Here is a 24,067-nt window from a genome sequence, read left to right on the forward strand (position 1 = left end):
GCCTCTTTGCAGCGGACTGGCACAGACATAAAATCAAAGGGCGTCCCCGCAGGAAACGCCCTTGAAAGAATCAGATTCCTGCCATGCAGTCATATAATTCTTCACTGACCTCGATGCGGACAATTCCGTCCTCAATATAGACCCGAATGTTGTTTTCGGGAATGAGGGCCATGTCCATGGCAACGTTAAACCACTTATCCCGAAGTTCTGCGGGATCAGCATCCTTGAGCGGATGACTTTCTGCTACTTTCCAAGCCATTTGATTTCTCCCATTTATATTTGTCCTGCCTCCGGATCAGACCGGAGAATTGATCACTTATTCCTGTAGACCCGGGGGTTGAGCCCGAGCAGGCAGAAAACTTCATAGGTGATGGTGCCCCACCATCCTGCGAGATCATCGGGGCTGATCCGTCCTTCGCCCTCACCACCGAGCAGATAGGCCCGGTCGGCGAAATTAACGCCCTCAACATGGCTGACGTCAACAATGCACAGCTGCATGCAGACCCGCCCCAGTATGGGAGCCCTTTTACCCTTGATGCAGACCTCTCCGGTATTGGAGAGCTGCCTGCTGTAGCCGTCAGCGTAACCGGCGCATACAATGGCTACGGTCATATCCCTTTCTGCCACGTAGGTGCAGCCGTAGCTCACTGCCTGTCCCTTGGTAAGTCTGCGCACAGCGGCTATTCTGGTGCTCACCTGCATTGCGGGGCGAAGACGTTCTCCAAGCCCCTCCCACCGGGTTCCATTGAGCGGATTTGCTCCGTAAAGGGCTATACCGCCCCTCTGAGCTGAGAAATGAACCCTGTCATGGACCAGTATCCCGGCCGAGTTGGCAAGAGAAGCTTCAAGCTCGAATCCGGCTGCGGACAAGGTATCAAGAATATGGGTAAATTTACCCGCCTGCCCGTTCATGTACTCTTCGTAAGCCGGATCATCGGATGTTGCAAGGTGAGAACTCGCCAGAACAGGAATCACATCCGGATTCCCTTTCAGCCAGGACACAAGCTGTTCCAGTTCGTCCAGCGAAAAACCAAGGCGGGACATGCCGGTATCAAACTTCAAGCAAATCCTGACCTTACGGCCCTGCGATGCAACAACCTTTGAAAGCATTTCAAGCTGTTCAAACTCCCCAACAAAAGGAATGATGTCGTATTTAGCAGCATTGAAACAGTCGGTCTCGCTAAGAGGGCCGAGCAACGCGATTATCCGTTTACTGCATCCGCTGTTACGCAGGGACAGGGCCTCTCCTACAGTTCCGACGGCAAAGGTGTCCGCCCCTTCCGCCTCAAGGGCGCGAGAAACTTCAACCAGCCCGTGCCCGTAGGCGTCAGCCTTGACCACGCCGTAAACATTTGACCCTTTTTCCTTGAGAATCCGGTAGTTGTGCCGGATGGCTTCCAAATCCACTTCAACTTCAATGGCATTGTATCCGATAGTCATAACAGGAATCCGTTCGCGAGTGAGAATTACTTGCGTTTGAAGAGTTTTTCCATTTCCAGAGCCGACCAGCTGACCAGAACAGGACGCCCGTGCGGGCAGTAATCCCGTTGCGGGCATTTGACCCAGACTTCAAGCAGGGCGAGAGCCTCATCAAAAGCCAGTGGTTGACGCGCCTTGATGGCCGACTTGCAGGAAAGCATGATCCAGAGATCCTCAAGAGTTCTGGCCTGTCCGTCCACTGCTGCCTTGAGATACTCCCTTGCCTCTCCGGTTTCAAGCCCCGGAGGAATTCCGCGCATGGAAAGTTTGTTTCCCGCCTCAAGTTCCAGCATGAACCCGGCGGCCTGCAGATCCTCCCACATCTCCTGAACCCGCTGGACTTCACTCGGATGCAGGACAAGCTCGAAAGGAATAGCCAGCGGGCGTGAATCACCGCGGGTACGCTGGTTGCGCATATTTTCGTATATTACCCGTTCATGTGCGGCATGCTGATCAAGAAGACCGAGGGAGCCATTGGGAAGCTTCAGCACCAGATAGGTGTCGGTAACCTGTCCCAGATACTCAATTGCAGAGCCCGGCACATAGCGGTCCCCAGAAGGAAGTACAGCCGTCTCAACGCGGCTTGAGGATGCAGGTTCATCCGTTCTGTAAGCCCCGTAATTTTCACGCACATATTCGGCTGCGCCGGATGGCCCTTGAGCAGCATCAGCGCAGTCATTTTTCCATAACGGCTCAGACCGGTGAACCGGAGCAGGCTCATCGTCAGCAAGTGCGGTAAAATCAGTGTTCTTGAATTCATTCCAGCTTGAGAACTTGGCCGCAGGTTCAATGGGCAGGGAGGTCATTTCCGGTTGCGGAGTCCTGCTGGGCACAGGCTGGGGAGCAGGCTTGAATATGTCATCATGCACAGCCGGTCCCTCAACAACACCGAGCTCATAACGCGACAGGGCCTGCGATATACCGTTCCTGATCACGCTGAAAACACTGCTCTCATCCTGAAAGCGGACTTCCATCTTCGCAGGATGCACGTTCACATCAACCAGATGCGGGTCCAGTTCAAGGAACAGCACCGCCTGAGGATATTCCCTTGATATGAGCCTGCCCTTGTAGGCCCCGCGGATCGCACTCAACAGCAGTTTGTCCTGAACCGGACGTCCGTTCACGAACATCACAATCCTGTCGCCGCGCGCCTGTGCCAGCCCCGGAATTCCAGCACAGCCGAACACCTTCATAGGCCCGGCCTCATGCGAAAAATCCAGCATGGATTCACAGATATTGCGCGGCCAGAAAGTAGCCAGCCTCTCCTGCAGACTCTGTCCGGGGGGAAGCCTGAACTGCTCACGACCATTTGCGACAAGGGAAAACCCGGCCTCAAGATTGGCAAGGCTGATCCTGAACAGAACCTGCTGGCAGCGGCGGGCCTCTGTGGATTCGGCCTTTAGGAACTTGAGCCTTGCGGGAACGCTGAAAAAAAGATCCCGGACTTCAACAGAAGTGCCGCCTGGAATGGCCGCCGGACCTTCTTCCACAACCTGACCGCCTTCAACCAGAATGAACCAGCCCTCAGGGCTCTCCTTCCGGCGCGAAGCCATCCTGAAGCGCGAAACCGACCCGATGCTGGGCAGAGCCTCACCACGGAACCCGAAGCTGGTGATCGCTGAAAGATCATCCACATTCGTTATCTTGCTGGTGGCATGGCGGGTGACGGCAAGGCTCAGTTCATCAGCAGCGATACCCATTCCGTTATCGCGAACCGATATGAGCCCCTGCCCTCCGCGTTCTATGATTACATCAACCTGCGTGCTTCCGGCATCCATGGAGTTTTCGACCAGCTCCTTGACCACGCTGGAGGGGCGTTCCACAACTTCACCGGCCGCAATCTGATTGCGCAGGGCTGCCGGGAGTACCTGAATTCTGGGATTGTTCATTTGACTTAAAATTGCTCTATATTCGTAACAGTATTGATTTTAGATGTATTAATATCGGCAAACATGAAATTTCCCGTCCGGTCAGCCTACAACAAGCAAAGGCCCCCGTCTAGAAAGCTATTTACATCCGCAATACACCTTGACTTTGAACCCTAAGTAAGTCTTATTAAAATAAATAACGTTTAACATTTATCTTTGAATATACTTATGACCTATCGCCATATCAAATATACTCACTATTCTGAAGTTCCCCCTAACAGCAAAATATGCATTTACGGAGTGGGACAAGGTGGAACTCTGACCTATGAGATGCTTACATCTCTCCGGCCGGACCTAAACATTGCAGCTTTTGCCGACACATATAAAACAGGTGTTTTTCAGAATATTCCTATTTTAAGTCCTGAAGAACTCTCAAATTACAATAGTTCTTTTGACTTAATTTTAATATGTTCCAGCTACGCTACTGAAATTAGGGATATTCTTGAAGAGAATCAAATAACCAACTACTTTTTTTTCTCTTGGCCAAGACTTCATTCCTGCCAATTTCTCCCCGAAGAACTACAGCACGCGCAAAATAAAATACAAAGAATAGTTGAACACCTTCATTCACAAAATGATAAAGACTTATTTTTGGATCTTGTTGAATTTAGATCCATCAATTCTAAAATCGCGTCTATATATACAGGAACAGAAAATCAGCCTATAATCAATTTAAATGACAGCGAATTTCTTAACAATAAATACCCAAAACACACGTCAGCACGTTATTTTGATTTCACCCTCCTTGAAACAGTACAAAATGTCGTCCAGGGAGGAGTATGTAATGGCCGAGAGGCTGTCTTCATAATCCAGAATTGTCCACAACTAGTAAGAATCTTTGGTTTCGAAGCATTTGGAACATCACTATTAGACAAAAAACACTCCGAAATACTCCTTAACTCGGATAAATTTTTCCCCATAAACAAAGGACTATGGGAAAGCTCAGGGCAGTTTATATTTTCTACCCTAGGAGAAATCATAAACGACTCAAAATCAATTACTGAGGGAACTTCTGTTAAAGTCTGTTCACTGGATAATGAAAGCGCAAAACTTGGGCTAGACAGGTTAGATCTCTTATTTTGTGATATTGAAAATTCAGAGCTACCCATGCTCAAAGGAGCAATCAACCTAATCAAAAAAAGCAGGACACAGCTAGCGATCAGCTTCTACCATTCAAAGCATCAGTTTTTAGACATCCCTTTATTTCTAATAGATAATTTAGAAAACTATATCTTTAAAGTAGGCCACTACGAACCACATATAGGCGACAGCGTATTCTATGCTATCCCAAAAGAAGTTTACTCTGGACACCAAAAATACCTTGAATCTGCTATACAAATTCTCGACAGCTAAAGTCATTGACCCCGGCAAAGCCGGGGTATCTCTCAGAAGATTTAGCTTACTACAGCTCTTCAAAAGGGAGAGCAAACGCTCTCTTACCTAACTAACCATACTTAATAGCCATTCCCCTTAGGACTCATTAGTATGAGTTATACACATGATCTAACATAAATGTCCCCGTTATCCAACGAGCAAGTATGAACATCAATCGTTCTGAATGGAATTTGGGAATGATCAGTATTGATTTTAAGTGTCTTAATATCGGCAAACATGAATTTTGCCGTTCGTTCAGCCTACAACAAGCAAAGGCCCCCGTCTACAATGCAGACGGGGGCCTAAAATGGTGTCAGGATCAGGACAATTCTTAGAACAGGCCCATGCTGATCAGGTTGAAGTTGACGCTGTAGCGTTCATCAACAGTAGTCTTGGAACCGACAAACTCCATGAAGAAACACTGATGGTTCCATCCAAGTGATACGGTCTTCTCAAGGTCAATGTCGGAGTTCAGGTCATTACGGTACTTTCCGCCGAGAACGAATCCATAGGGCAGTTTGGCCTTGAGCCCGTACTCTGCAATCTGCATGTCGCTATCCTGCTGGCGTTTGTACTCATTTATCTTGCGCAGGTAATCATATCCGAACATGATCTCGCCGTATGAATCATGGAAGAATTTCAGAATATTTTCATGCTCGGTGACTTCCCCCATATACGGGGAGACCCAGGTCCGGGACTCAAGGGCCACATAGTCAATCGGTGTGATCAGCACTTCACCCATGAAATCAGAAAACGGCCTGCGCTCGTATTCGCTGAGCTCCACGGAGCGGTTGGCCTCATCAATATCGTAGCCCTGCTCAAGTCTGATTCTCAGGAATTCGAGATAGCTGGTATCCAGATAAGGATTGCCCTCGTCGTCCAGAACAACCGTTCCCTTGCTGCGGTCAAATACGTTTGTCAGCGACAGCACGATGTCGTTCTGTTCGGAAATACGGTCTCGGGAGTCAAAATACGGAAGCTTGGCCTGAGCACTGGAGTCATCCTGCACCCACGAATATTCAAGACGCGGAACAACGTTGTGTTTCATGCGAGTCCAGCTGCTTTCACCGACATTCTCCGTGGTCAGTTCAGGGCCGGCACCGAGATCAAAGACCCGGTAGAAATCAGTAACCGCACTTACACCGGCATCGGCAAGGAAGCGCATCTGGGTTGTATCGCGGCTGACGTCAACACTGGCGTTCTGAAAGGAATCAACCATGTAGGAAGTCGCCCTGAACCCGGCTCTGGGAATGAAGGTGATCCCGGCAGCCCGAACAGGCATTGAAAGCTCGGGACGAAGATCGAAACGTCCACCGGTGGTTCCGTATTCACGCCAGAAATAGTTACCCTGAAACTCGCCCTTCCACTCCAGCGGTGTGTCGAAAAGGTTGCTCTTGAACGCATAGGCGTTAAGCTGCGGCAGTTTCTGAAGCGTCGGATCCTTGGTCGAAGGATTGTTGTCGTTGCGGTAGAGCAGGTTTTCGCTGTACTGGGCCAGACCTGAAATAGAGTAGTTGTCCCAGCTTCTGGCGACAAGTGCGGTACTGGTCCTTGTTGTTGCGTCGACCGTTGCGATATCGCGGCCGAACTGGGAAAGGAAGGCATCGCGGGTCTGTTCGTAACCGTTGATACCGGTCCGGTATTCACGCAGGTAATCCTGGTCGGAAACAAGATCCATGTCCAAAATGGTCTGCCAGTCGGGGTTGCCTACGTAACCGTCATATTTGGAACGTACCCACCACCTGTTGTGGTTGGGCCTGATCAGCCCGTCACCCTGAAATGCATTATCGGCATCCGCAGTATTGTCATAGGCTTTGCCGTCGTACAACCAGTCGGCACGCCACTGTCCCTTGGTGTTTGTATCCTCGGAATGGCGGAAATCAACTCCGGGCCTGAAGCCGCGCTTGGTCAGATATTCGCCGTAGAAGGTTACGTCCGACTCTTCGTTGATGGCCCAGTAATAAGGAATATTGAACCTTCCGCCCAGACGGTCGGAAGTTCCCACTTCGGGGGTAAGCACACCGGACTGACGCTCACGGGCCACCGGGAGTTCCATGTACGGGGTGTACATGACCGGCACGCCCTTTACATCGAACTTGGAATGCCACAGGCGGGCATAACCGTTGATGGTTATGTCGCCCTCACCGGCCTCGAAGGCCCACAGCGGATTGTCTCCGCTACAGGTGGTGACCTTGGCGTCCTTGAAGCTGTAGGTGGCTCCGTTGTGCTTTTCTATGAATTCACTTTCAAAATATACATGGGGCTTGGCAACAAAAACGCGACCCTTCTTGAGCCAGCCGACCATATTATTCAGGTCGAACTCAGCTTCTGCGGCATCGTAGAAATCGCCTTTTACCTGAGCCTGAACGTTGCCGCGCAGGTAGATCCACTTGGTAGCCTGATAAAAGCGGGCAAAATCAGCCTTGATGTAGCTGTCACCGCTGCGCAGGATGACGTTACCGTATGCCTGCAGGTATTCACTGTCGTTTTCAACGACAAGCTTGTCGGCGGAGAACTTCCACTCCTCCCCTTTCTGGACCTCGCCCTTGCCGTTGGTCATGGGCACGTCTATCTGCTGCTGTGCGAAAACAGCACTAGGCAGCAGAAGGAGAAGCAAAACTGTGAATATGGCTAACCTGGATTTCAAAACAACCCGCCCTTTAAATACTGTTCCGTTTATCAAACAAACCGCTAACTTTTAAGGTAAGGATCTTCCTGTGCCAGATAATTCTGCACGTAATCCTTTGCCGCGTCTTCAAGCGGGGTAAACGGCTTGTCATACCCGGCTTCTACCAGTTTATCCATGTTGGCCTGAGTGAAATACTGGTACTTGTCACGTATGGATTCAGGCATTTCAATGTAGCCGATGTTAGGGTCCACGCCCATGGCGGCAAAAACCGAACGGGCCAGCTCATTCCACTCGCGGGCCTGACCGGTTCCGATATTGAAAATTCCGTTCTTGTCGGGGTTCTCAAGGAACCACCACATGACGTCCACGCAGTCCTTGATGTAAACAAAATCGCGACGCTGTCCGCCGTGAGGATATTCAGGCTTGTAGGATTTGAAGAGCTTCATCTCGCCGGTTTCCCCGATCTGCTTGAAAGCCTTGCAGATAACACTCTTCATATCGCCCTTGTGATACTCGTTGGGTCCGAACACGTTGAAAAATTTAAGGCTGACCAGCCTGTCCAGAACCCCGCCGCGCTTGGCCCAGAGGTCGAAAAGCTGCTTGGAGTAGCCGTACATGTTCAGGGGTTTAAGGCGATCTATTCCTTCGTGGTCATCGTTGAAACCGAACTGGCCGTCACCGTAGGTTGCAGCGCTGGAAGCATTGATGAAACGGACACCGTGATTCAGGCAGAAACGACAGAGCATCTGGGTGTAGCGGTAGTTGTTTTCCATAAGGAAATCCGCATCAAGCTCGGTAGTTGAGGAACATGCTCCCATGTGGATGACCGCGTCGGTCTCAAACGGATCATCTCCCTCAAGGATCAGTTTATAGAACTGATTGCGGTGCACGTAGTCTTCGTAACGGAGGTTCACCAGATTCTTCCATTTCTCGGTAGAAGCGAGGTTGTCGACAATAAGAATGTTGTCGATTCCCATCTGGTTAAGCTTCCAAACCATGGCACTGCCGATGAATCCGGCTCCGCCTGTAACGATATACATATATAAATCTCCTGCTTTTTTAGGCAGATAAACAGTTTTTTCAAACTTTTACACAATTCAAGTTGCCGGATGTTACTTATTTTTCAGACATTTTTCAACAGCAATTATTCACATAAACAAGATTACACTGATGTTCTGCAATCACGGGACTTACTTGAACACAATTCGCTGACCAGGATAAGCTCCCTTCAGACACACCACGAGCCTTACAGACACCGATTTACCTCGGATTTACCGTCAAATCAGGCCAATCGAAAGTTTGAACTCAAACAACCTTATGGGCTTGCATTTAGCCCGGCAAGGCAACGCAATACAGACACACTTCATGCATAGTACAAATAATGCTTTGCATTTCACGATATGCGGCAATGCAAAACAGTATCTCATGCTGCAAATAGACTGCACAAGTTTAAAACAGTAATCCCATAACACTGCCGAAGGTTCAGGACAGGCCCAGCACCTAAACCAGAAACGTTCTTTTAAAACTTGATTCCGCCCACGACCATGCTATATTAGTTGATGAAATGGTGTTATTTCGATTTTATCTAGACTTTTTCGAACAAAAGTCATCATACTCCATTTGTATTCAATCGAGCACACTCATAATTTTTAACCGCAATCGAGAACAACATGAGCTACTCCGTAAAAGAAATTCTTCATCTTGAAGTATCTCCGGCTTTAGGCTGCACTGAACCGGTAGCCATTGCTCTGGCAACTGCCGCAGCCGCTTCCGTCATGAAAGACAGGACTCCGGACAAGATCGAAGTATGGGTCGACCCCAACATCTATAAAAACGGTCTTGCGGTAATGATCCCCGGCACCGGGGGGCTGAACGGACTAAACACCGCCGCCGCCCTTGGTGCCCTTTGCGGAGACCCCGCACTGGGCCTTGAAGTCCTTGAACCGCTGGATCAGGCCGGAGTCGAGCGTGCCTGCAGATACAAGGACGCCAATCCGGTACTGGTCAATCTGCTGGACAACCGTCATGGAATTTATGTCCGAGCTCTGCTCACATACGGAAAACAGCACGTTGAGACCATAATTGAGACCGTACACGACAACATCGTCAGCCTGACACTTGACGGCAAGCCAGTCGAAGGCTCATCGCTGGTCAAAGCGGAACAGGCTCATCAGGCGGATGTTTCAAAGCTGGAAGAGTACATAAAAGGTCTGTCCCTTGGGCAGCTTGTAGACATGATCGACGACCTTGACGCAGATGATTTTTCCTTCCTCAAGGAAGGCATTACATACAATATGAGACTTGCAGACTACGGCCTCAAGCACGGCCCCGGACTTGGAGTAGGCATGACTCTGGAAAGACTGGCCCGTCTGAAGATCCTGACCCGCGACATGATTCTTTCGGCCCGGATCATTACCTCGGCGGCATCCGATGCCCGCATGGGCGGAATCAAACTTCCGGCCATGAGCTCCGGCGGTTCAGGAAACCACGGTCTTACCGCAATCCTGCCCATCTACGCAGTCAGTGAATTCGTGGATTGCGACGAGAAAACAATGCTCGAAGCCATTGCCCTCAGCCACCTTGTAACGGCCTATGTAAAAGCCCAGACAGGAAGGCTTTCCGCTGTCTGCGGATGTTCCGTGGCTGCCGGTGCAGGGGCTACAGCGGGCGTTACATATCTGATGGGCGGAACAATTGCGCAGATGGCCGGGGCAATCACCAACCTGACCGAAGATCTGGCCGGAATCATCTGCGACGGGGCAAAATCAGGGTGCGCCCTTAAACTTGCAACCGCCGCAGGAACTGCAGTTCAGGCCGCCCTTTTTGCTGTGCACGGTGTTAACGTTCACTCCACTGACGGCATTATCGGCACTTCTCCAGAACAGACGATGCAGAACATAGGCACTCTCAGCACTCAGGGAATGATTGATACTGACCGCACCATACTGAAAATAATGCTTGAAAAACACTTTGCGAAAGGCAATTGAGTAGAGACTTTGCAAAAAATAATACAAATTTATTGATCACAGGCTAGTAATCCCTTAATTTCATATAAGCACTAAACAGATTTAAAACCGCTAACCCAATTGACTGGAGGAAATACAATATGAATCGTAAGAAACTGTTTTCCGTACTGGCCCTCGCGCTTGCAGCCATTCTTGCCTTCGGCTCCATGGCTTCAGCAGAAACAAGAATCGTTCTCAAGCCGAAAGTGGATGCATTTGCCTACTTCGTAGACACTTCGCCATCCATGGCGCAATCCTACAAATCCACCGGAAACCCCAAAATCGTTTCCGCGCTGAACGCATTGAAAAAGCTTAACAGCGTAGTTCCCGAACTGGGTTACCAGTCCGCGCTCTACACAATGCCCGATTTTGCGACCTATTCACCCAAAAGCACCTTCGACCGTGGCAACATGGCCAAAGGCCTCGCTTCCGTTCCGTCCGATCTGTCTTTCTTCCAGTCCACTCCCATGGGCAGAGGATTTTCCGATCTCGACGGTGTAGTTAACAGCTGGGACGGCAAGTTCGCTGTTATCTTTGTTTCTGACGGCCTTTCCAACACCGGAAGAAACCCCGCTGTTGTAGTATCCGACATGGCCAAGAAGTACGGCGACCGCTTCTGCCTGCACGTAATCAGCGTTGCAGACACCCCGGCCGGCGTGGCAACCCTGAAGCGTCTCGCTTCCCTTACTCCCTGCGGGGTATACGTGGATGCATCCGACCTGGCAGATCAGGCTGTGCTTGATAAGTTTGCACAGGACGTATTCTACACTCAGGAAGAAGAACTTATCGTAGAAGTAGTTGAGGAAGTGGTTATTGCTCCCGCTCCGATTCCGGTTCAGGAGAAGATCGTATTCCGCAACTTCAACTTCGGTTTTGACAAGTACAAAATCACTGACGAAATGATCCCGGCACTGACCGAAGCTGCCGCTCTGCTTGAAGACTACCCCAACCTGAAGGTTCTTGTTGGCGGTCACACCGACTCTTCCGGAGCCGCTGCATACAACCAGGGACTCTCCGAACGCAGAGCCAAGTCTGTAGCCGACTGGCTGGCAGAAAACGGAATTGCCCCGGAACGCCTCATTGTTAAGGGATACGGTGAAGAAAATCCCAAGTATGACAACAACACCAGAGAAGGTCGCCAGCTCAACCGTCGTGTTGAAATCGACGTACAGGACTAGGCTCCGGACAGTGTTTGCAAAATCTCCCTTCCCTGTCTTGTATTAAAGACAAATCAGGAGTAATAATCGGGTGGAAAGGCTTTCCTTTCCACCCGTTTTTATTAATCTGGAGAAACACATGAAATTCGCTTACAGGATAGTTTTCGCTCTACTGTTCATACTCGTGCTGACATCAGCGGCGACAGCCGCAAGTACAACTCCTGCAGCCACAACTGAGGAGCAGGCTGAATTCAGGGCATTTGCCGCAGAATGGGTATCCAAGCTCAACAGAAGCCACATCAAGGGTTTCCACAATATGGAAATTCAGCTTCTGCCCGATGGCAGCTACCTTGCACGCTATCATCACATTGATCCTGCCACTATTTCCTGCCGGGTGAAAAAGACCAGCTCCAGCAAGAAAGGATCGGTCGGACTGCTCAAATACATCGAAACAATTTACGAAAGCACCGGGCTTACTCCTCAGAAAGCTCGCAACAACCCTTTCAAGCCTGTTAAAAGTATCAGAATAACCGAAATTTTCAGCAATACAGGTAAGGGCTGGCGCTAAACAGCAGTCTCCTGCACTCGCCAAAGAAGAGGGGAAAACCATCTGATGTTTCAGGTGGTTTTCCCCTCTTCTTTGATTCTCGTCACAGCAGCATTCTGCATCAAGAATACAGTCAGCGACAACCCTATACCGAACGACCCCGGAATTATCTTCAACAAAACATCAGACATCCCTCAGCTCCCGAGACCTGCCTGCAAATCCATTTTCCTCCAACAATAGAATCCCATTTCATACCTGCTTTCCATTCCTGAGCCATAAAACAAAAACGCCCTGCCGGAAACCGACAGGGCGCTGTGATTAATGGTGCGAATAAAACCTACTTGAAGCGCTCCACAAGATGACTGAGCTTCTTGGCCATATCAGCAACTTCCTGAATACCTGCGTTGGCGTTCTGGATACCATCGGACAGAGCCATGGACAGGTTGTTGATCTCGGTGACGCTATTGTTGATCTCGTCACTGGTAGCGGACTGCTGGGTAGCTGCAGTGGCAATGGTGCGGACCATGTCGGCGATTTTCACGGACTCGGTTACGATCTCGTCCAGAACACCACCGGCACCTTCAGCCATCTGAACGGTTTTTTCGACGCGTCCGCGCACCCCGCTCATTTCCTTTACAACCTCGCTGGTACCCTGCTGAATAAGATTAATGGCACTTTCAACTTCGTTGGTGGCACTCATGGTCTTTTCAGCAAGCTTGCGGACTTCGTCGGCAACAACTGCAAACCCGCGTCCTGCTTCACCGGCCCTTGCTGCCTCAATAGCGGCGTTCAGGGCCAGAAGGTTGGTCTGGTCGGCAATGTCATTGATGACGGACATTACCTGGCCGATATTTTCAGCCCTGACAGAGAGGTCAGCCAGCATATTGGAGAGCTTCTCTGTTGTTTCTGTGACCTTATGGATTTCACTCACCGTGTTGGAGACAACTCCACCGCCGTCACGGGCAACGGAATTGGCGCGTTCAGACGCCTCTGCAGTCTCCCCGGTATTCTGGGCGACCTCAAGGACCGTCGCATTCATTTCTTCCATGGCTGTGGCCACCTGTCCGGTCTGCATGGCGGTGGTATCGACACCGGCAGTCAGCTCGTTCATCTGGTGGGACAGCTCTTCAGTATACTTCAGCAGGTTACGTGAAACCTCGGTAACCTCGTTGGCGACATCGAGAAGAGCGGCCTGCTGCTGTTCAATATGTTTGCGGCTGGCTTCTTCCTCGGTAAGGTCGACCATAACGGCAATGGCTCCGACTGTTTCCTGTTCCGCGTTAAGCAGGGGGCAGACCTGGTAACGCAGAGGGAATTCCACGCCGTCACCACGCTTGTAGCGCAGTAGACCTTCAGGGCAATCACCGGAACTGATAGCCTTGGCAGTAAGAGGAGCTCCATCTTTCATAAAGTAGTTGCCAACGGCAGCTCCGAGAATCTTGTCTTCGGGCTTATTCAGAATACTCTGCATAGGCGCGTTGACGAAATCAATCTTCTGATCCTTATCTGTTACGAACATCGGCACGGTAATGCCGCTCAGTACACCGCGGTTGTAAACCAGCTGGTCCTTGATCTGGCGGGACATCTCCCCGAGATGCTCACCGAGCGAACCGAGCTCGTCAACACTGTCAACTTCGAAGCAGGCATCAAGGTTGCCTTCAATGAATTCATCGGTAGCATTGGATATTTTCATGATACGGTTCACAATTGAACGGCGCATGAAGAACAGCAGTGCGGCAAGCAGGGAAAGCATTCCGCCGAGGGAAAGGGCTGCGGCCTTGAATTGAGATTCATGCAGTGCAGCAAACTGCGGAGAGACATCCTGAACCATCATAAGCGATCCGAGGATGGGCTGCCGTCTGCCGTGGCAGTGATAACAACGTTTTTCGTTCTTGATTGTTTCAACTTCTACAAAGACCTCTCTGCCATTGAGAGTCGTCAGCTTGCCCTCTTTAATAGGCTTCTTGAGGCTCTCTGCGAAAAGAGACATTACTTCAGGATTGTCGAACTTGGCATCAAGATCAGAGCGAATGTCTTTGGTACTGGTGGCGTAGGTGATGTTGCCTTTGTAGTTGGTCAGATAAATTTCTACGTCACTGTAATTTTCGGCAATTGTATCAAATTTCTCAGTTGTGGCCGCGTTATCCCCTTTGGCCATGGGCTCGCGAATGGCAAGCTGAAGCATGTCCGCATATCTATGGGCAGTTTTTCCAATTTCTTCCATCATTGATGTTTTCTGCCAGAAGGAGTTGGCTAGAAACAGAAGGAGAAAAACAGTAGCGGTAAGGAGTGTGGTCAGCACCATGACCTTGTTGCCGAGGGAGTTTCTGATAAAATTCATACGGCCCCCTCTAGTGCGCTCCGCCGAAGATCAGCGGCTTGAAGTTGAAGTTTTCCACTCTTTCGGCATTATGACAGGATTCACATTCTTCAACGGTCATCTTGCGCTTGATCAGCTCTGGATCACCGTCTGCGGCGTGAAGTGACCCAGGACCGTGACACACTTCGCAACCGGCGTCAGCCAGGTGCGGAGTTTCCTGAAAAGAGACGAAACCTCCTGGCTTGCCATAACCTGTGGCATGGCAGGCAAAACACTCATTAAGTTCCTCCGGATCAAGGTCCGAAGCCATAATCTTCACACTCTTGCTGGAATGTGCTTTCTTGGAAAATCTAGTATAATTGCTGTATTCCTGCTCATGACACTCCTTGCAGGCCTCAGAACCGACATACGTTGCGGAATCCGTAATCCCGTAATCAACCACAATGCAGCTCACAGCGAAACACACCAACAGAAGCACCCCGATCCGTAATGTATCCCATCTTCCTCGCATAAGATAACCCCGTTGCTAAATTTAACAACACATTCAGAAAGACCACGCTGCGGCGATTTCAACGTTGGAAACGCTGAACCCGGCTCACCGCAAGCGAAGCAATTCTGATTCCCCATACCGTACTAGGGTTACGCCCTTTTAAAATATATGTGAAGTAAAATTATTAACTTATAGAACACTATTTCATACTACCACAACCAGGCATGTTAGCTCCAACATCATTGTCATCATTCACTGAGCAGGAACAAAATATAATAACGCTGTTCATTATTAAGCTGATACAAATGTTGCAGAACAGAGGTCCGACTTTCCACAGCGTCATGCAAAACAGCAGACAGATTCGAAAATGAACACCCCGGAATGAGCGATCACGCCAACATTGCGCAAAACAGGCTGTTTTCAAAAAAGAGATTATAACCGCCCGCATATGCAGACAAATTTATAGCTAATATTACTTGCAGGAGAGCTGCATCTTCTGGCAGTATACGGCATCTTAAGAATCCATCCTCTGTAATAATCTTTAAGCCAATCTAGACACGAAAGCCTGCTCCACCGGGCTTTAAAGCGGAAAGGCGGCTACTCATTTATGGGAATAGTAAACATTACGAAGTCTTATGACGCCAAGTTTGTAAGACAGGTCGAAGAAGAAAGCGGGCAGAATCTTGAGCTGTGCTACCAGTGCGGCAACTGTACCGCCGGATGTCCGTACACTTTTGCGTATGACATCCCGGTCAGCAGGATAATGCGTCTTGTTCAGGCCGGCCAGAAAGAGACCGTGCTCAAATGCAAATCTCTCTGGCTCTGCGCCACCTGTGAATCCTGTACCACCAGATGCCCGAACAACATTGACGTGGCTCACGTCATGGATGTTCTGCGCCATATGGCGCGCCGAGAGGGTTACGCTCCCGTACCCACGGTAAAGACCTTCTGGGACAGCTTCCTCGACTCAGTCGAAAACAATGGCCGAGTATTTGAAGTAGGCCTACTTGCGGCCTACGTTGCCAAGACAGGAAGATTCTGGACCGATCTTGATCTCGGACCGAAGGTGCTGCCCAAGGGCAAGATGCACTTCAAACCCCACCAGATTCAGGGCAAAGAAGAAATTGCCAAAATCTTCAAACGGTTCAAAGAGGAGTCCGGGAAATGAGTGATTCCTTGAAAATTGCATACTATCCCGGATGTTCCGGAACGGGAACATCCATGGAATATGATATGTCCACCCGCGCCGTCTGCGCCGAGCTGGGCATTACCCTGACCGATATCCCGGACTGGAACTGTTGCGGCTCCACCCCGGCTCACACTGTGGACCACACCCTGTCCAGCGCCCTGTCAGCCCGCAACCTGCAGCTGGTGGAAGCAATGAATATGAATGTTGCGGCCACTCCCTGCCCCAGTTGCCTGACCAACCTAAAGACCGCCGAGCATCGCATGCAGAAGGATGCCATGCGCGAAAAGGTCAACAAGCTGCTGGACAAGCCCTACAACGGCGGTGTGACCACCAAGTCCGTTCTGCAGGTCATGGTTGAAGATCTGGGCATTGACGCCATCAAGGGCAAGACCGTCAAACCGCTCAAGGGACTGAAAGTGGCCGCATATTACGGCTGCATCATGAACCGTCCCCCGGAAGTGATGAACTTTGACGATCCCGAACATCCCATGGCCATGGACAACATCATGGCTGCCATGGGTGCCACCGTGCTGCCCTTCCCCCTCAAGGTGGAATGCTGCGGCGCGTCTTTCGGCATTCCGCGCAAGGATGTGGTCATGAGGCTCTCCGGCAAGCTGCTCGACGCAGCCGACGGCCTCGGTGTCGACGCGCTGGTCACCGCATGCCCCCTTTGCCAGATGAACCTCGACCTGCGTCAGAGCCAGATCAACTCCGCCACCGGGGCACGCCACAAGCTGCCCATCTTCTACTACACCCAGCTCATGGGCCTGGCCCTCGGACTGGATGAGAAGACCCTCGGTATGGACAAGCTCTGCGTGAGCCCCCGCAACGCAATCAATGCCATAGGCAAAGAAGAGAAAAAATAGCGGAAACCCTGCTAAGGAGAAGACTTAAATGAAAATAGGAGTCTTTGTCTGCCATTGCGGGACAAACATCGAAGGTACCGTGGACACCGCTTCAGTAGCGGCTGCCGCACGGGAATTCCCCGGTGTTGTTTTCGCAACAGATACGATGTACGCCTGCTCCGAACCCGGACAGGATGAGATAATTGAAGCGATCAAGGAACATAAACTCGACGGCGTGGTTGTTGCGTCCTGTACTCCCAGAATGCACGAACCCACTTTCCGCAGAACACTGGAAAGAGCCGGCCTGAACCGCTACCTGTTTGAGATGGCCAACATCCGCGAACACGTTTCCTGGATCGGCAAGGACCGTGAGGCCAACACCAACAAGGCCGTAGACCTCGTACGCATGGCCGCAGCCAAGCTTGCCATGAACAAACCCCTCTATTCCAAGTCGTTCGACATGAACAAGAGGGTAATGATCGTGGGCGGCGGTGTAGCCGGTATCCAGGCGGCACTGGACTGTGCCGACGGCGGCCTTCAGGTAATCCTGGTCGAAAAGACCTCCTCCATCGGCGGCAAGATGGCCAAGCTGGACAAGACTTTCCCCACCGTGGACTGTTCCAGCTGTATCCTCGGCCCCCGCATGGTTGACGTTGCCCAGCATCCCAACATCACCCTCTACGCCTGTTCCGAAGTGGAAGAGGTAAACGGTTACGTGGGCAACTTCTCCGTTAAAATCAAACGCAAAGCCACTTACGTAGACTGGACCAAATGCACCGGCTGCGGCATCTGTATGGAAAAATGCCCCAGCAAGAAGACAGACGATCCCTTCAACGAGGAACTGGCCAAAACTACCGCAATCAATATTCCCTTTCCGCAGGCAATCCCCAAGAAAGCGGTTATTGATCCCGAATTCTGCATGAAGATCAAACGGGATAAATGCGGCGTATGTGCCAAGGTCTGTCCTTCCGAGGCAATCGTCTACGATCAGGTTGACGAAATCGTTGTAGAGGACGTGGGTGCTGTTGTTGCAGCCACCGGTTTCGACCTCTTCGACTGGACCGTTTACGGCGAATACGGCGGCGGCAGATACCCCGACGTAATCACCTCCCTGCAGTATGAACGCATGCTCTCCGCTTCCGGCCCCACCGGTGGACACATCAAGCGTCCTTCCGACGGCAAGGAACCCAAGAACGTTGTATTCATCCAGTGCGTAGGTTCCCGTGACAAATCCGTGGGCCGTCCCTACTGCTCCGGTTTCTGCTGCATGTACACAGCCAAACAGGCCATCCTGACCAAGGACCACTGCCCCGAGTCCCAGTCCTATGTATTTTACATGGACATCCGTTCTCCGGGTAAGATGTTCGACGAATTCACCCGCAGGGCCATGGAAGAATACGGCGCACGGTACATCCGCGGCCGCGTGTCCATGATCTACCCGCAGGGCGACAAGCTCGTCGTACGCGGTGCAGATACTCTCATGGGTGATCAGGTTGAAGTGGATGCCGATCTCGTCGTCCTCGCCGTCGGTGCCGAAGCAGCACACGGTGCGACCGACCTGGCCAAGAAACTGCGCATATCCTACGATGCCTACGGTTTCTTCATGGAAGGCCATCCGAAGCTCAAACCTGTCGAGACCAACACCGCCGGTGTATTCCTGGCCGGTTCCTGTCAGGGCCCCAAGGACATCCCGTCCTCCGTTGCCCAGGGCAGTGCTGCCGCAGCCAAGGTTCTGGCCATGTTCTCCAAGGATCAGCTTGAAAGTGACCCCGCGGTTTCCGTGGTTGATATCAAACGCTGCATCGGCTGCGGCAAGTGCATCAGCACCTGTCCCTTCGGAGCTATCAAAGAGGTAGACTTCCGCGGTATGCCCAAGGCAGAGGTTATTGAAACAGTATGTCAGGGCTGCGGCATCTGCACATCCACCTGTCCGCAGGGTGCGATCCAGCTCCAGCACTTTACTGACAACCAGATTCTTGCGGAGGTAAATGCAGTATGCCGGTTCTAGAAGGTAAAGAACTCAGAATCGTCGGTTTTCTCTGCAACTGGTGCTCCTACGGCGGTGCAGACACTGCCGGTGTAGGACGCTTCAATCAGCCGACCGACCTGAGAATTATTAAAGTCCCCTGTTCTGGACGTATAGATCCCCTGTTCATTGTGAAGACACTCATGTCCGGTGCGGACGGAGTTCTGGTATCAGGCTGCCATCCCAACGACTGCCACTACGCCGAGGGCAACTTCTATGCCCGTCGCCGTCTGGAAATGCTCAAGCGGTTCGTTCCCATGCTGGGAATCCATCCGGACCGCTTCGACTACACCTGGGTTTCCGCTTCGGAAGGCCAGCGCTGGCAAGAAGTTGTGACCAAGTTCACCGACCAGGTCCACAAACTCGGCCCGGCCCGCAAGATCGAGGGTCCCGAAGCCGAGGAGACACTCAAATTGCTGGAAGCATCCCTCTAAACGGGGAAAGCTTCACCAAGGAGAAACAGGGTGAAAAATCTCGAAGATCTCAAGAAACAAATCAGGGATGCCCTGCCTGAACTGGATGTGGTCATCGGCTGGTCGGACAGTTTCGACCCGTTGCATGCCACTCCCCATTTCATCCGCAGGGACGAAGATATAGATAAATTGAAAGTGGATGCTCTCTGCGTTCACAACCTTGCCACCTACCTGCCCTCACTCAAGGGCAAGAAGGTCGGTATCGTGGTCAAGGGCTGCGACAGCCGTTCCGTAGTGGAACTGCTGCAGGAAAACCTCATCAAACGCGAAGACGTGACCATCTTCGGTTTCGGCTGCAACGGCGTTGTGGACCAGACCAAGATCCGTCGGGCTGTGGGCGATGTAGGCATGGTTGAAGCGTGTGAGCTGAGCGGTTCCGAAATCAAACTCACCGTTTCCGGCGCGGAGCACAAACTGGCCCTTGGCGATGTACTTGCCGACAAATGCCAGACCTGCCGCTACCCCAATGCCGTGATCTCCAACAACTTCGCCGGAGATGAAGTCAAGGCCACCGCTTCCTTTGAAGACGGCTACAAGGATCTTGAAGCGTTCGAAGCCAAGTCCGAAGACGAAAAGTTCGCCTTCTGGCTCGGTGAAATGGACCGCTGCATCCGCTGTTACGCCTGCCGCAACGCCTGTCCCATGTGCGTCTGCCGCGACCACTGCGTAGCCCAGAGCCGCAGCCCCCACTGGCTGAGCCAGGAAGCACACGTCCGCGACAAGTGGATGTTCCAGGTAATTCACGCATACCATCTGGCCGGTCGCTGCACAGAGTGCGGCGAATGCCAGCGGGCCTGCCCGGTTGATATTCCCATTCTTCTCTTCAAGAAGAAGTTCAACAAGGAAATCAAGGCTGTCTTTGATTACGAGGCAGGTCTTGATCCTCAGGCAACTCCCCCGCTGCAGACCTTCAAAATTGATGAACCTACTATCAAGGAGAAGGAGTGGTAATGGCCATGGTAAAATTCATAAAATCCGACAAAGTATCTGCATGGCTGGAAGAGCTGGGCACCAAGCACGAAGTGCTGGCCCCGCGCACCGAGGGCGATGCCATTGTGTTCAAGCCCTACGATGCCAGGAAAGGTTTCAACATTGAGCGTGAAGCAACCGCCCCTCCCAAGAAGGCGATCTTCCCCCAGAGTGAAACCCTGATGAAGTTCAGCCACCTGAAGGACCTTGAAAACCCTGACAGACAGATCCTGGATCTTGAGGAAACCATTCCCTCATCCTCCTGGGTTGTTTTCGGCGGACGTCCCTGTGATGCCCGCGGTTTCACCATGTTCGACCGTGTCTACCTGAACGGCAAGCATGTTGATGTCTACTACAAGGCCAGACGCGAAAACACCTGCTTCATCACCCTGGCCTGTGCCAAGGGTGAGACCACCTGCTTCTGCAACTGGGTGGGTTCCGGTCCTTCCGACCCCACCGGTTCCGACGTGCTGATGGTTCCCGTTCAGGGCGGCTATCTTCTTGAAGCGGTCAGCGACCGAGGCGAGGCACTGCTCGGAAGCTCACTTCTTGAAGACGGCGGCTCCAAGCAGCCCGAAGCCGAAAAGTTCCGCGCTGATGCAGACCAGTCCATGAGTGACGCTCAGGATCTTTCCAAAGCCCCCGCACAGCTCCTCGCTGCGTTCGATGACATGGGCTTCTGGGAAGAGCAGTCCGCCAAATGTTTGAGCTGCGGCGCATGCACCTACCTCTGCCCCACCTGCTACTGTTTCAACATCACCGACGAAACCGACGGTGTGAAGGGACAGCGCATCAGAAGCTGGGACAACTGCATGTCAAACATGTTCACCCTTGAGGCCAGCGGCCACAACCCCCGTCCTACCAAGGCCCACCGCCTTAAGAACAGGGTCGGCCACAAGTTCAGCTACTATCCGGACCTGCACGGCGGAGTTATCTCCTGCTGCGGTTGCGGACGCTGCATCAAGAGCTGCCCCGTGGGCGTGGACATCAGGCAACTGGTGCTGAACGCGATTGCATACGAAGCGAAGGAGGCGGCAAATGACTAGCAACCCCTATCTTCCGGCAATGGCCACCATTCAGGAGGTCATCCAGGAGACTCCGAATATCATGACCTTCCGGGTTACTCTCAACAACCCGGAGATCAAGGAGAAATTCACCTTCGAACCCGGTCAGGTAGGACAGCTGTCCGCCTTCGGGATCGGTGAATCCACTTTCGTTATCAACTCTTCCCCCACCCGCATGGACTACCTTCAGTTCAGCGTCATGCGTACCGGGGAAGTTACTGAAAAGCTCCACACCCTCAGTGCGGGCGATCAGGTGGGCGTGCGCGCCCCTCTGGGCAACCACTTCCCTTACGAAGACATGAAAGGTAAAGACATCGTCTTCGTAGGCGGTGGTATCGGTATGGCTCCTCTGCGTACCCTGCTCTACTACATGCTGGACAACCGCAAGGACTACGGCAAGATCACCCTGCTCTACGGAGCAAGAACTCCCGTGGACATGGCCTACCAATATGAGCTGCCCGAGTGGCTGGAACGCGATGACCTCGATACGCATCTGACCATTGATGCACCTTACGAGGGCTGGGAGTACAACGTCGGCCTGATCCCCAACGTTCTGCTGGACATCGCACCGTCCCCCAAGAACGCGGTTGCCGTGACCTGCGGCCCTCCGATCATGATCAAGTTCACTGTTCAGGCCCTTGCCAAACTTGGCTTCAAGGACAACCAGATCGTGACTACCCTTGAAAAACGCATGAAGTGCGGTATCGGCATTTGCGGGCGCTGCAACATCGGCACCAGCTACGTATGTCAGGACGGTCCCGTCTACACATACGAGCAGCTGAAACAACTGCCAAACGAAATGTAGTAAAATGTCAGGCCCCACCTTTACAGGTGGGGCCTTTTTTTATTATTCTGAAAGAATGAGAATTCTTTTAGTAGACGACGAACGCATAAACTCCCTCTCTGCATCTAAAATGCTTGAGAAGCATGGACATGAAGTGGTCACTGCCGTGAACGGGGCTCAAGCCCTTGAAATACTGCATGACAACGAATTCGACTGCATACTTATGGATCTGCAAATGCCTGAAATGGACGGTCTGGAAGCTGCCAGACGAATCCGCGACCGCGCTTCTTTCGGAGATAAATCAGACATTCCCATCATCGCCATGACCGGGCACAGCTACGAAGACACCAAAGACGACATGGAAAGAGCCGGGTTGGACCATTATCTTGCCAAGCCTTTTGATCTCCACACGCTCCTGCAGACTCTCGAAAAAGCTACAGCCTAGCCTGATTTTACCGACAGAGACCGCACACCGGGGTGTCCAGGGATTCCTTTTCCTGAAAAACATGACACCACGACAGATCGTAAAAAACTGCGTGAAGGGCTGTTACACAAACTGTGCGGCAGCGTACCCGGAAGACCAGGCCCATTGCAGATTGTACCCGCCCAGCCAGCCGGTCACATCCAGCACTTCCCCTATGAAGTAAAGCCCCGGAAAATTTCGCACTTCCATTGTCTTGGAAGATATTTCAGCTGTATCCACCCCTCCTGCAGCAACTTCGGCCTTGTTGAACCCTTCGGTTCCCTGCGGCTTCACTACCCACGCATGAATACGCTCGGCCAATTCCTGACGTCGGGCTTTGGTCAATTGGCTGACCGGTGTATCGGCATCCCGGTCTTCAAGAAGGAGCCCCACCATCTTGCGGGTGAAGAATCGGGCTAGGAAATTGTTCAGGAGTGTATTTTCCGTCCGGTGCTCCTCAAGAAGCCCGGCAATGTCCTGTCCCGGAAGCAAATCAATTGTCAGAGCAGAGCCTCGCCGCCAGTAGTTTGAAATCTGCAGCACTGCCGGGCCGGAAATGCCCTTGTGCGTGAAAAGCATATCCCCTGTGAATGTCCGCCCTTCGCATTTGATGCTCACCGGCAGGGCATTGCCGCTCAGCTCCTTGCAGAAGCGCCCGTCACGTCCGCCCACAGAAAAGGGAACAAGTGCCGGACGGGAGGGGAGAACCTTCAGCCCATACTGTTCGGCAATGTGGTATCCCAGTGAAGTGGCACCAACCTGCGGCCATGCAGGTGACCCCAGGGCCACGACCAGTGATCCGGCTTCAAAAACCTGCGTCCCGCTGACAACCTGAAAAGGCCCTTTCCCAGTGACCGCCTCAATCTTGCGGTCCAGCAGGATTTCCACCCCGGAACGATGACAGTTTGTCACCAGCAACCCGGCAATGAGCCCCGCTCCATCAAGAGTAAATAGCTGGCCGTCCTCCCGTTCCTCATAAGCGATTCCGGCTTCGGCAATAAATGAAATGAAGTCCCACTGCGTGTGACGGGCAAGCGCCGACTTCACAAAATGCGGGTTGGCGGAAACATAATTCGCCGCGGAAAGGTCCATGTTGGTGAAATTGCATTTGCCGCCCCCGGCCACGCGAATCTTGCGTCCCGCCTTGGGAGAATGGTCAAGCACCAGCACTTTGCGGCCACGCGCAGAGGCGTGCATGGCGCAATACAGCCCCGAGGCTCCAGCACCAAGAATAATTACATCATAGTTTTTTGAATCGTTGCTCATGGGGGTGTTTGTAGGCTGGTTTGGGGTGTGCGTAAAGCAGATAAAGCCCTCCTTATAAC

General features: G+C 51.9%; 20 protein-coding genes. 12 read left to right on the forward strand and 8 right to left on the reverse strand.

The window, feature by feature from the left end; genetic code table 11:
* Positions 1 to 70 precede the first annotated feature (70 nt).
* Genes N7E73_RS05510 through mutL form a run of 3 tightly spaced genes read right to left on the reverse strand, consistent with a single transcriptional unit; the run spans position 71 to position 3,368 of the window.
* Positions 71 to 259 (reverse strand): hypothetical protein, encoded by a 189-nt coding sequence (locus N7E73_RS05510; protein ID WP_432738031.1) that lies wholly within the window; start codon positions 257 to 259, stop codon positions 71 to 73.
* Between the two features lie 53 nt (positions 260 to 312).
* On the reverse strand, positions 313 to 1,440 hold the full coding sequence (gene alr, locus N7E73_RS05515; protein ID WP_432738032.1) for an alanine racemase: 1,128 nt from the start codon (positions 1,438 to 1,440) through the stop codon (positions 313 to 315).
* 26 nt (positions 1,441 to 1,466) lie between these two features.
* The gene (gene mutL / locus N7E73_RS05520) at positions 1,467 to 3,368 is read right to left on the reverse strand and encodes a DNA mismatch repair endonuclease MutL (RefSeq protein WP_432738033.1); all 1,902 of its coding nucleotides are present in this window, start codon (positions 3,366 to 3,368) and stop codon (positions 1,467 to 1,469) included.
* A gap of 207 nt (positions 3,369 to 3,575) precedes the next feature.
* Between mutL and N7E73_RS05525 the strand changes: the two genes are divergently transcribed.
* A complete protein-coding gene (locus tag N7E73_RS05525; RefSeq protein ID WP_432738034.1) occupies positions 3,576 to 4,760 on the forward strand; it encodes an FkbM family methyltransferase in 1,185 nt (394 codons plus the stop codon).
* 352 nt (positions 4,761 to 5,112) lie between these two features.
* On the opposite strand, the gene N7E73_RS05530 is transcribed toward N7E73_RS05525, so the two are convergent.
* Together N7E73_RS05530 and rfaD are read right to left on the reverse strand one after the other, a co-directional pair.
* Positions 5,113 to 7,428: an LPS-assembly protein LptD gene (locus N7E73_RS05530; RefSeq protein ID WP_432738035.1), complete on the reverse strand. Its 2,316-nt coding sequence runs from the start codon at positions 7,426 to 7,428 to the stop codon at positions 5,113 to 5,115.
* Between the two features lie 44 nt (positions 7,429 to 7,472).
* Positions 7,473 to 8,450, reverse strand: a complete 978-nt coding sequence (gene rfaD / locus N7E73_RS05535; protein WP_432738037.1) for an ADP-glyceromanno-heptose 6-epimerase — start codon at positions 8,448 to 8,450, stop codon at positions 7,473 to 7,475.
* A gap of 630 nt (positions 8,451 to 9,080) precedes the next feature.
* Between rfaD and N7E73_RS05540 the strand changes: the two genes are divergently transcribed.
* The 3 genes from N7E73_RS05540 to N7E73_RS05550 all read left to right on the forward strand — a co-directional run bounded on the left by N7E73_RS05540 (position 9,081) and on the right by N7E73_RS05550 (position 12,140).
* A complete protein-coding gene (locus N7E73_RS05540) occupies positions 9,081 to 10,397 on the forward strand; it encodes a serine dehydratase subunit alpha family protein (protein ID WP_432738038.1) in 1,317 nt (438 codons plus the stop codon).
* 119 nt (positions 10,398 to 10,516) lie between these two features.
* Positions 10,517 to 11,593 (forward strand): OmpA family protein, encoded by a 1,077-nt coding sequence (locus N7E73_RS05545; RefSeq protein ID WP_432738039.1) that lies wholly within the window; start codon positions 10,517 to 10,519, stop codon positions 11,591 to 11,593.
* A 118-nt stretch (positions 11,594 to 11,711) separates the two neighbouring features.
* Positions 11,712 to 12,140: a hypothetical protein gene (locus N7E73_RS05550; RefSeq protein WP_432738040.1), complete on the forward strand. Its 429-nt coding sequence runs from the start codon at positions 11,712 to 11,714 to the stop codon at positions 12,138 to 12,140.
* Between the two features lie 316 nt (positions 12,141 to 12,456).
* Here N7E73_RS05550 and N7E73_RS05555 read toward each other — a convergent pair whose 3' ends face one another.
* Positions 12,457 to 14,460 (reverse strand): methyl-accepting chemotaxis protein, encoded by a 2,004-nt coding sequence (locus N7E73_RS05555; RefSeq protein WP_432738041.1) that lies wholly within the window; start codon positions 14,458 to 14,460, stop codon positions 12,457 to 12,459.
* Between the two features lie 10 nt (positions 14,461 to 14,470).
* Positions 14,471 to 14,950, reverse strand: coding sequence for a multiheme c-type cytochrome (locus N7E73_RS05560; protein ID WP_432738042.1), 480 nt, complete (start codon positions 14,948 to 14,950; stop codon positions 14,471 to 14,473).
* A 586-nt stretch (positions 14,951 to 15,536) separates the two neighbouring features.
* On the opposite strand from N7E73_RS05560, the gene N7E73_RS05565 reads away from it, so the two are divergent.
* From N7E73_RS05565 to N7E73_RS05600, 8 genes are read left to right on the forward strand one after another with little or no spacing between them, the layout of a single operon-like run.
* On the forward strand, positions 15,537 to 16,097 hold the full coding sequence (locus tag N7E73_RS05565) for a 4Fe-4S dicluster domain-containing protein (RefSeq protein WP_432738043.1): 561 nt from the start codon (positions 15,537 to 15,539) through the stop codon (positions 16,095 to 16,097).
* Positions 16,094 to 16,984: a CoB--CoM heterodisulfide reductase iron-sulfur subunit B family protein gene (locus N7E73_RS05570; RefSeq protein ID WP_432738044.1), complete on the forward strand. Its 891-nt coding sequence runs from the start codon at positions 16,094 to 16,096 to the stop codon at positions 16,982 to 16,984. Before N7E73_RS05565 ends, N7E73_RS05570 begins: the two co-directional genes overlap by 4 nt.
* Positions 16,985 to 17,012: 28 nt before the next feature.
* Complete coding sequence (locus N7E73_RS05575; protein ID WP_432738045.1) at positions 17,013 to 18,971, forward strand: 4Fe-4S binding protein; 1,959 nt, start codon at positions 17,013 to 17,015, stop codon at positions 18,969 to 18,971.
* The gene (locus N7E73_RS05580; RefSeq protein WP_432738046.1) at positions 18,959 to 19,423 is read left to right on the forward strand and encodes a hydrogenase iron-sulfur subunit; all 465 of its coding nucleotides are present in this window, start codon (positions 18,959 to 18,961) and stop codon (positions 19,421 to 19,423) included. Before N7E73_RS05575 ends, N7E73_RS05580 begins: the two co-directional genes overlap by 13 nt.
* 30 nt (positions 19,424 to 19,453) lie before the next feature.
* Positions 19,454 to 20,413, forward strand: coding sequence for a 4Fe-4S dicluster domain-containing protein (locus N7E73_RS05585; RefSeq protein ID WP_432738047.1), 960 nt, complete (start codon positions 19,454 to 19,456; stop codon positions 20,411 to 20,413).
* The gene (locus tag N7E73_RS05590) at positions 20,413 to 21,477 is read left to right on the forward strand and encodes a 4Fe-4S dicluster domain-containing protein (protein ID WP_432738048.1); all 1,065 of its coding nucleotides are present in this window, start codon (positions 20,413 to 20,415) and stop codon (positions 21,475 to 21,477) included. Before N7E73_RS05585 ends, N7E73_RS05590 begins: the two co-directional genes overlap by 1 nt.
* On the forward strand, positions 21,470 to 22,300 hold the full coding sequence (locus N7E73_RS05595) for an FAD/NAD(P)-binding protein (RefSeq protein WP_432738049.1): 831 nt from the start codon (positions 21,470 to 21,472) through the stop codon (positions 22,298 to 22,300). The genes N7E73_RS05590 and N7E73_RS05595 overlap by 8 nt, the downstream gene beginning before the upstream one ends.
* 55 nt (positions 22,301 to 22,355) lie before the next feature.
* Positions 22,356 to 22,724, forward strand: a complete 369-nt coding sequence (locus N7E73_RS05600; protein WP_432738050.1) for a response regulator — start codon at positions 22,356 to 22,358, stop codon at positions 22,722 to 22,724.
* A 102-nt stretch (positions 22,725 to 22,826) separates the two neighbouring features.
* On the opposite strand, the gene N7E73_RS05605 is transcribed toward N7E73_RS05600, so the two are convergent.
* Entirely contained in the window at positions 22,827 to 24,008 is a 1,182-nt protein-coding gene (locus N7E73_RS05605) for an NAD(P)/FAD-dependent oxidoreductase (protein ID WP_432738051.1), read from the reverse strand.
* Positions 24,009 to 24,067 lie beyond the last annotated feature (59 nt).

This window comes from Maridesulfovibrio sp. FT414 (assembly GCF_050916235.1).
In the GTDB taxonomy this organism is placed as follows: Bacteria; Desulfobacterota; Desulfovibrionia; order Desulfovibrionales; family Desulfovibrionaceae; genus Maridesulfovibrio.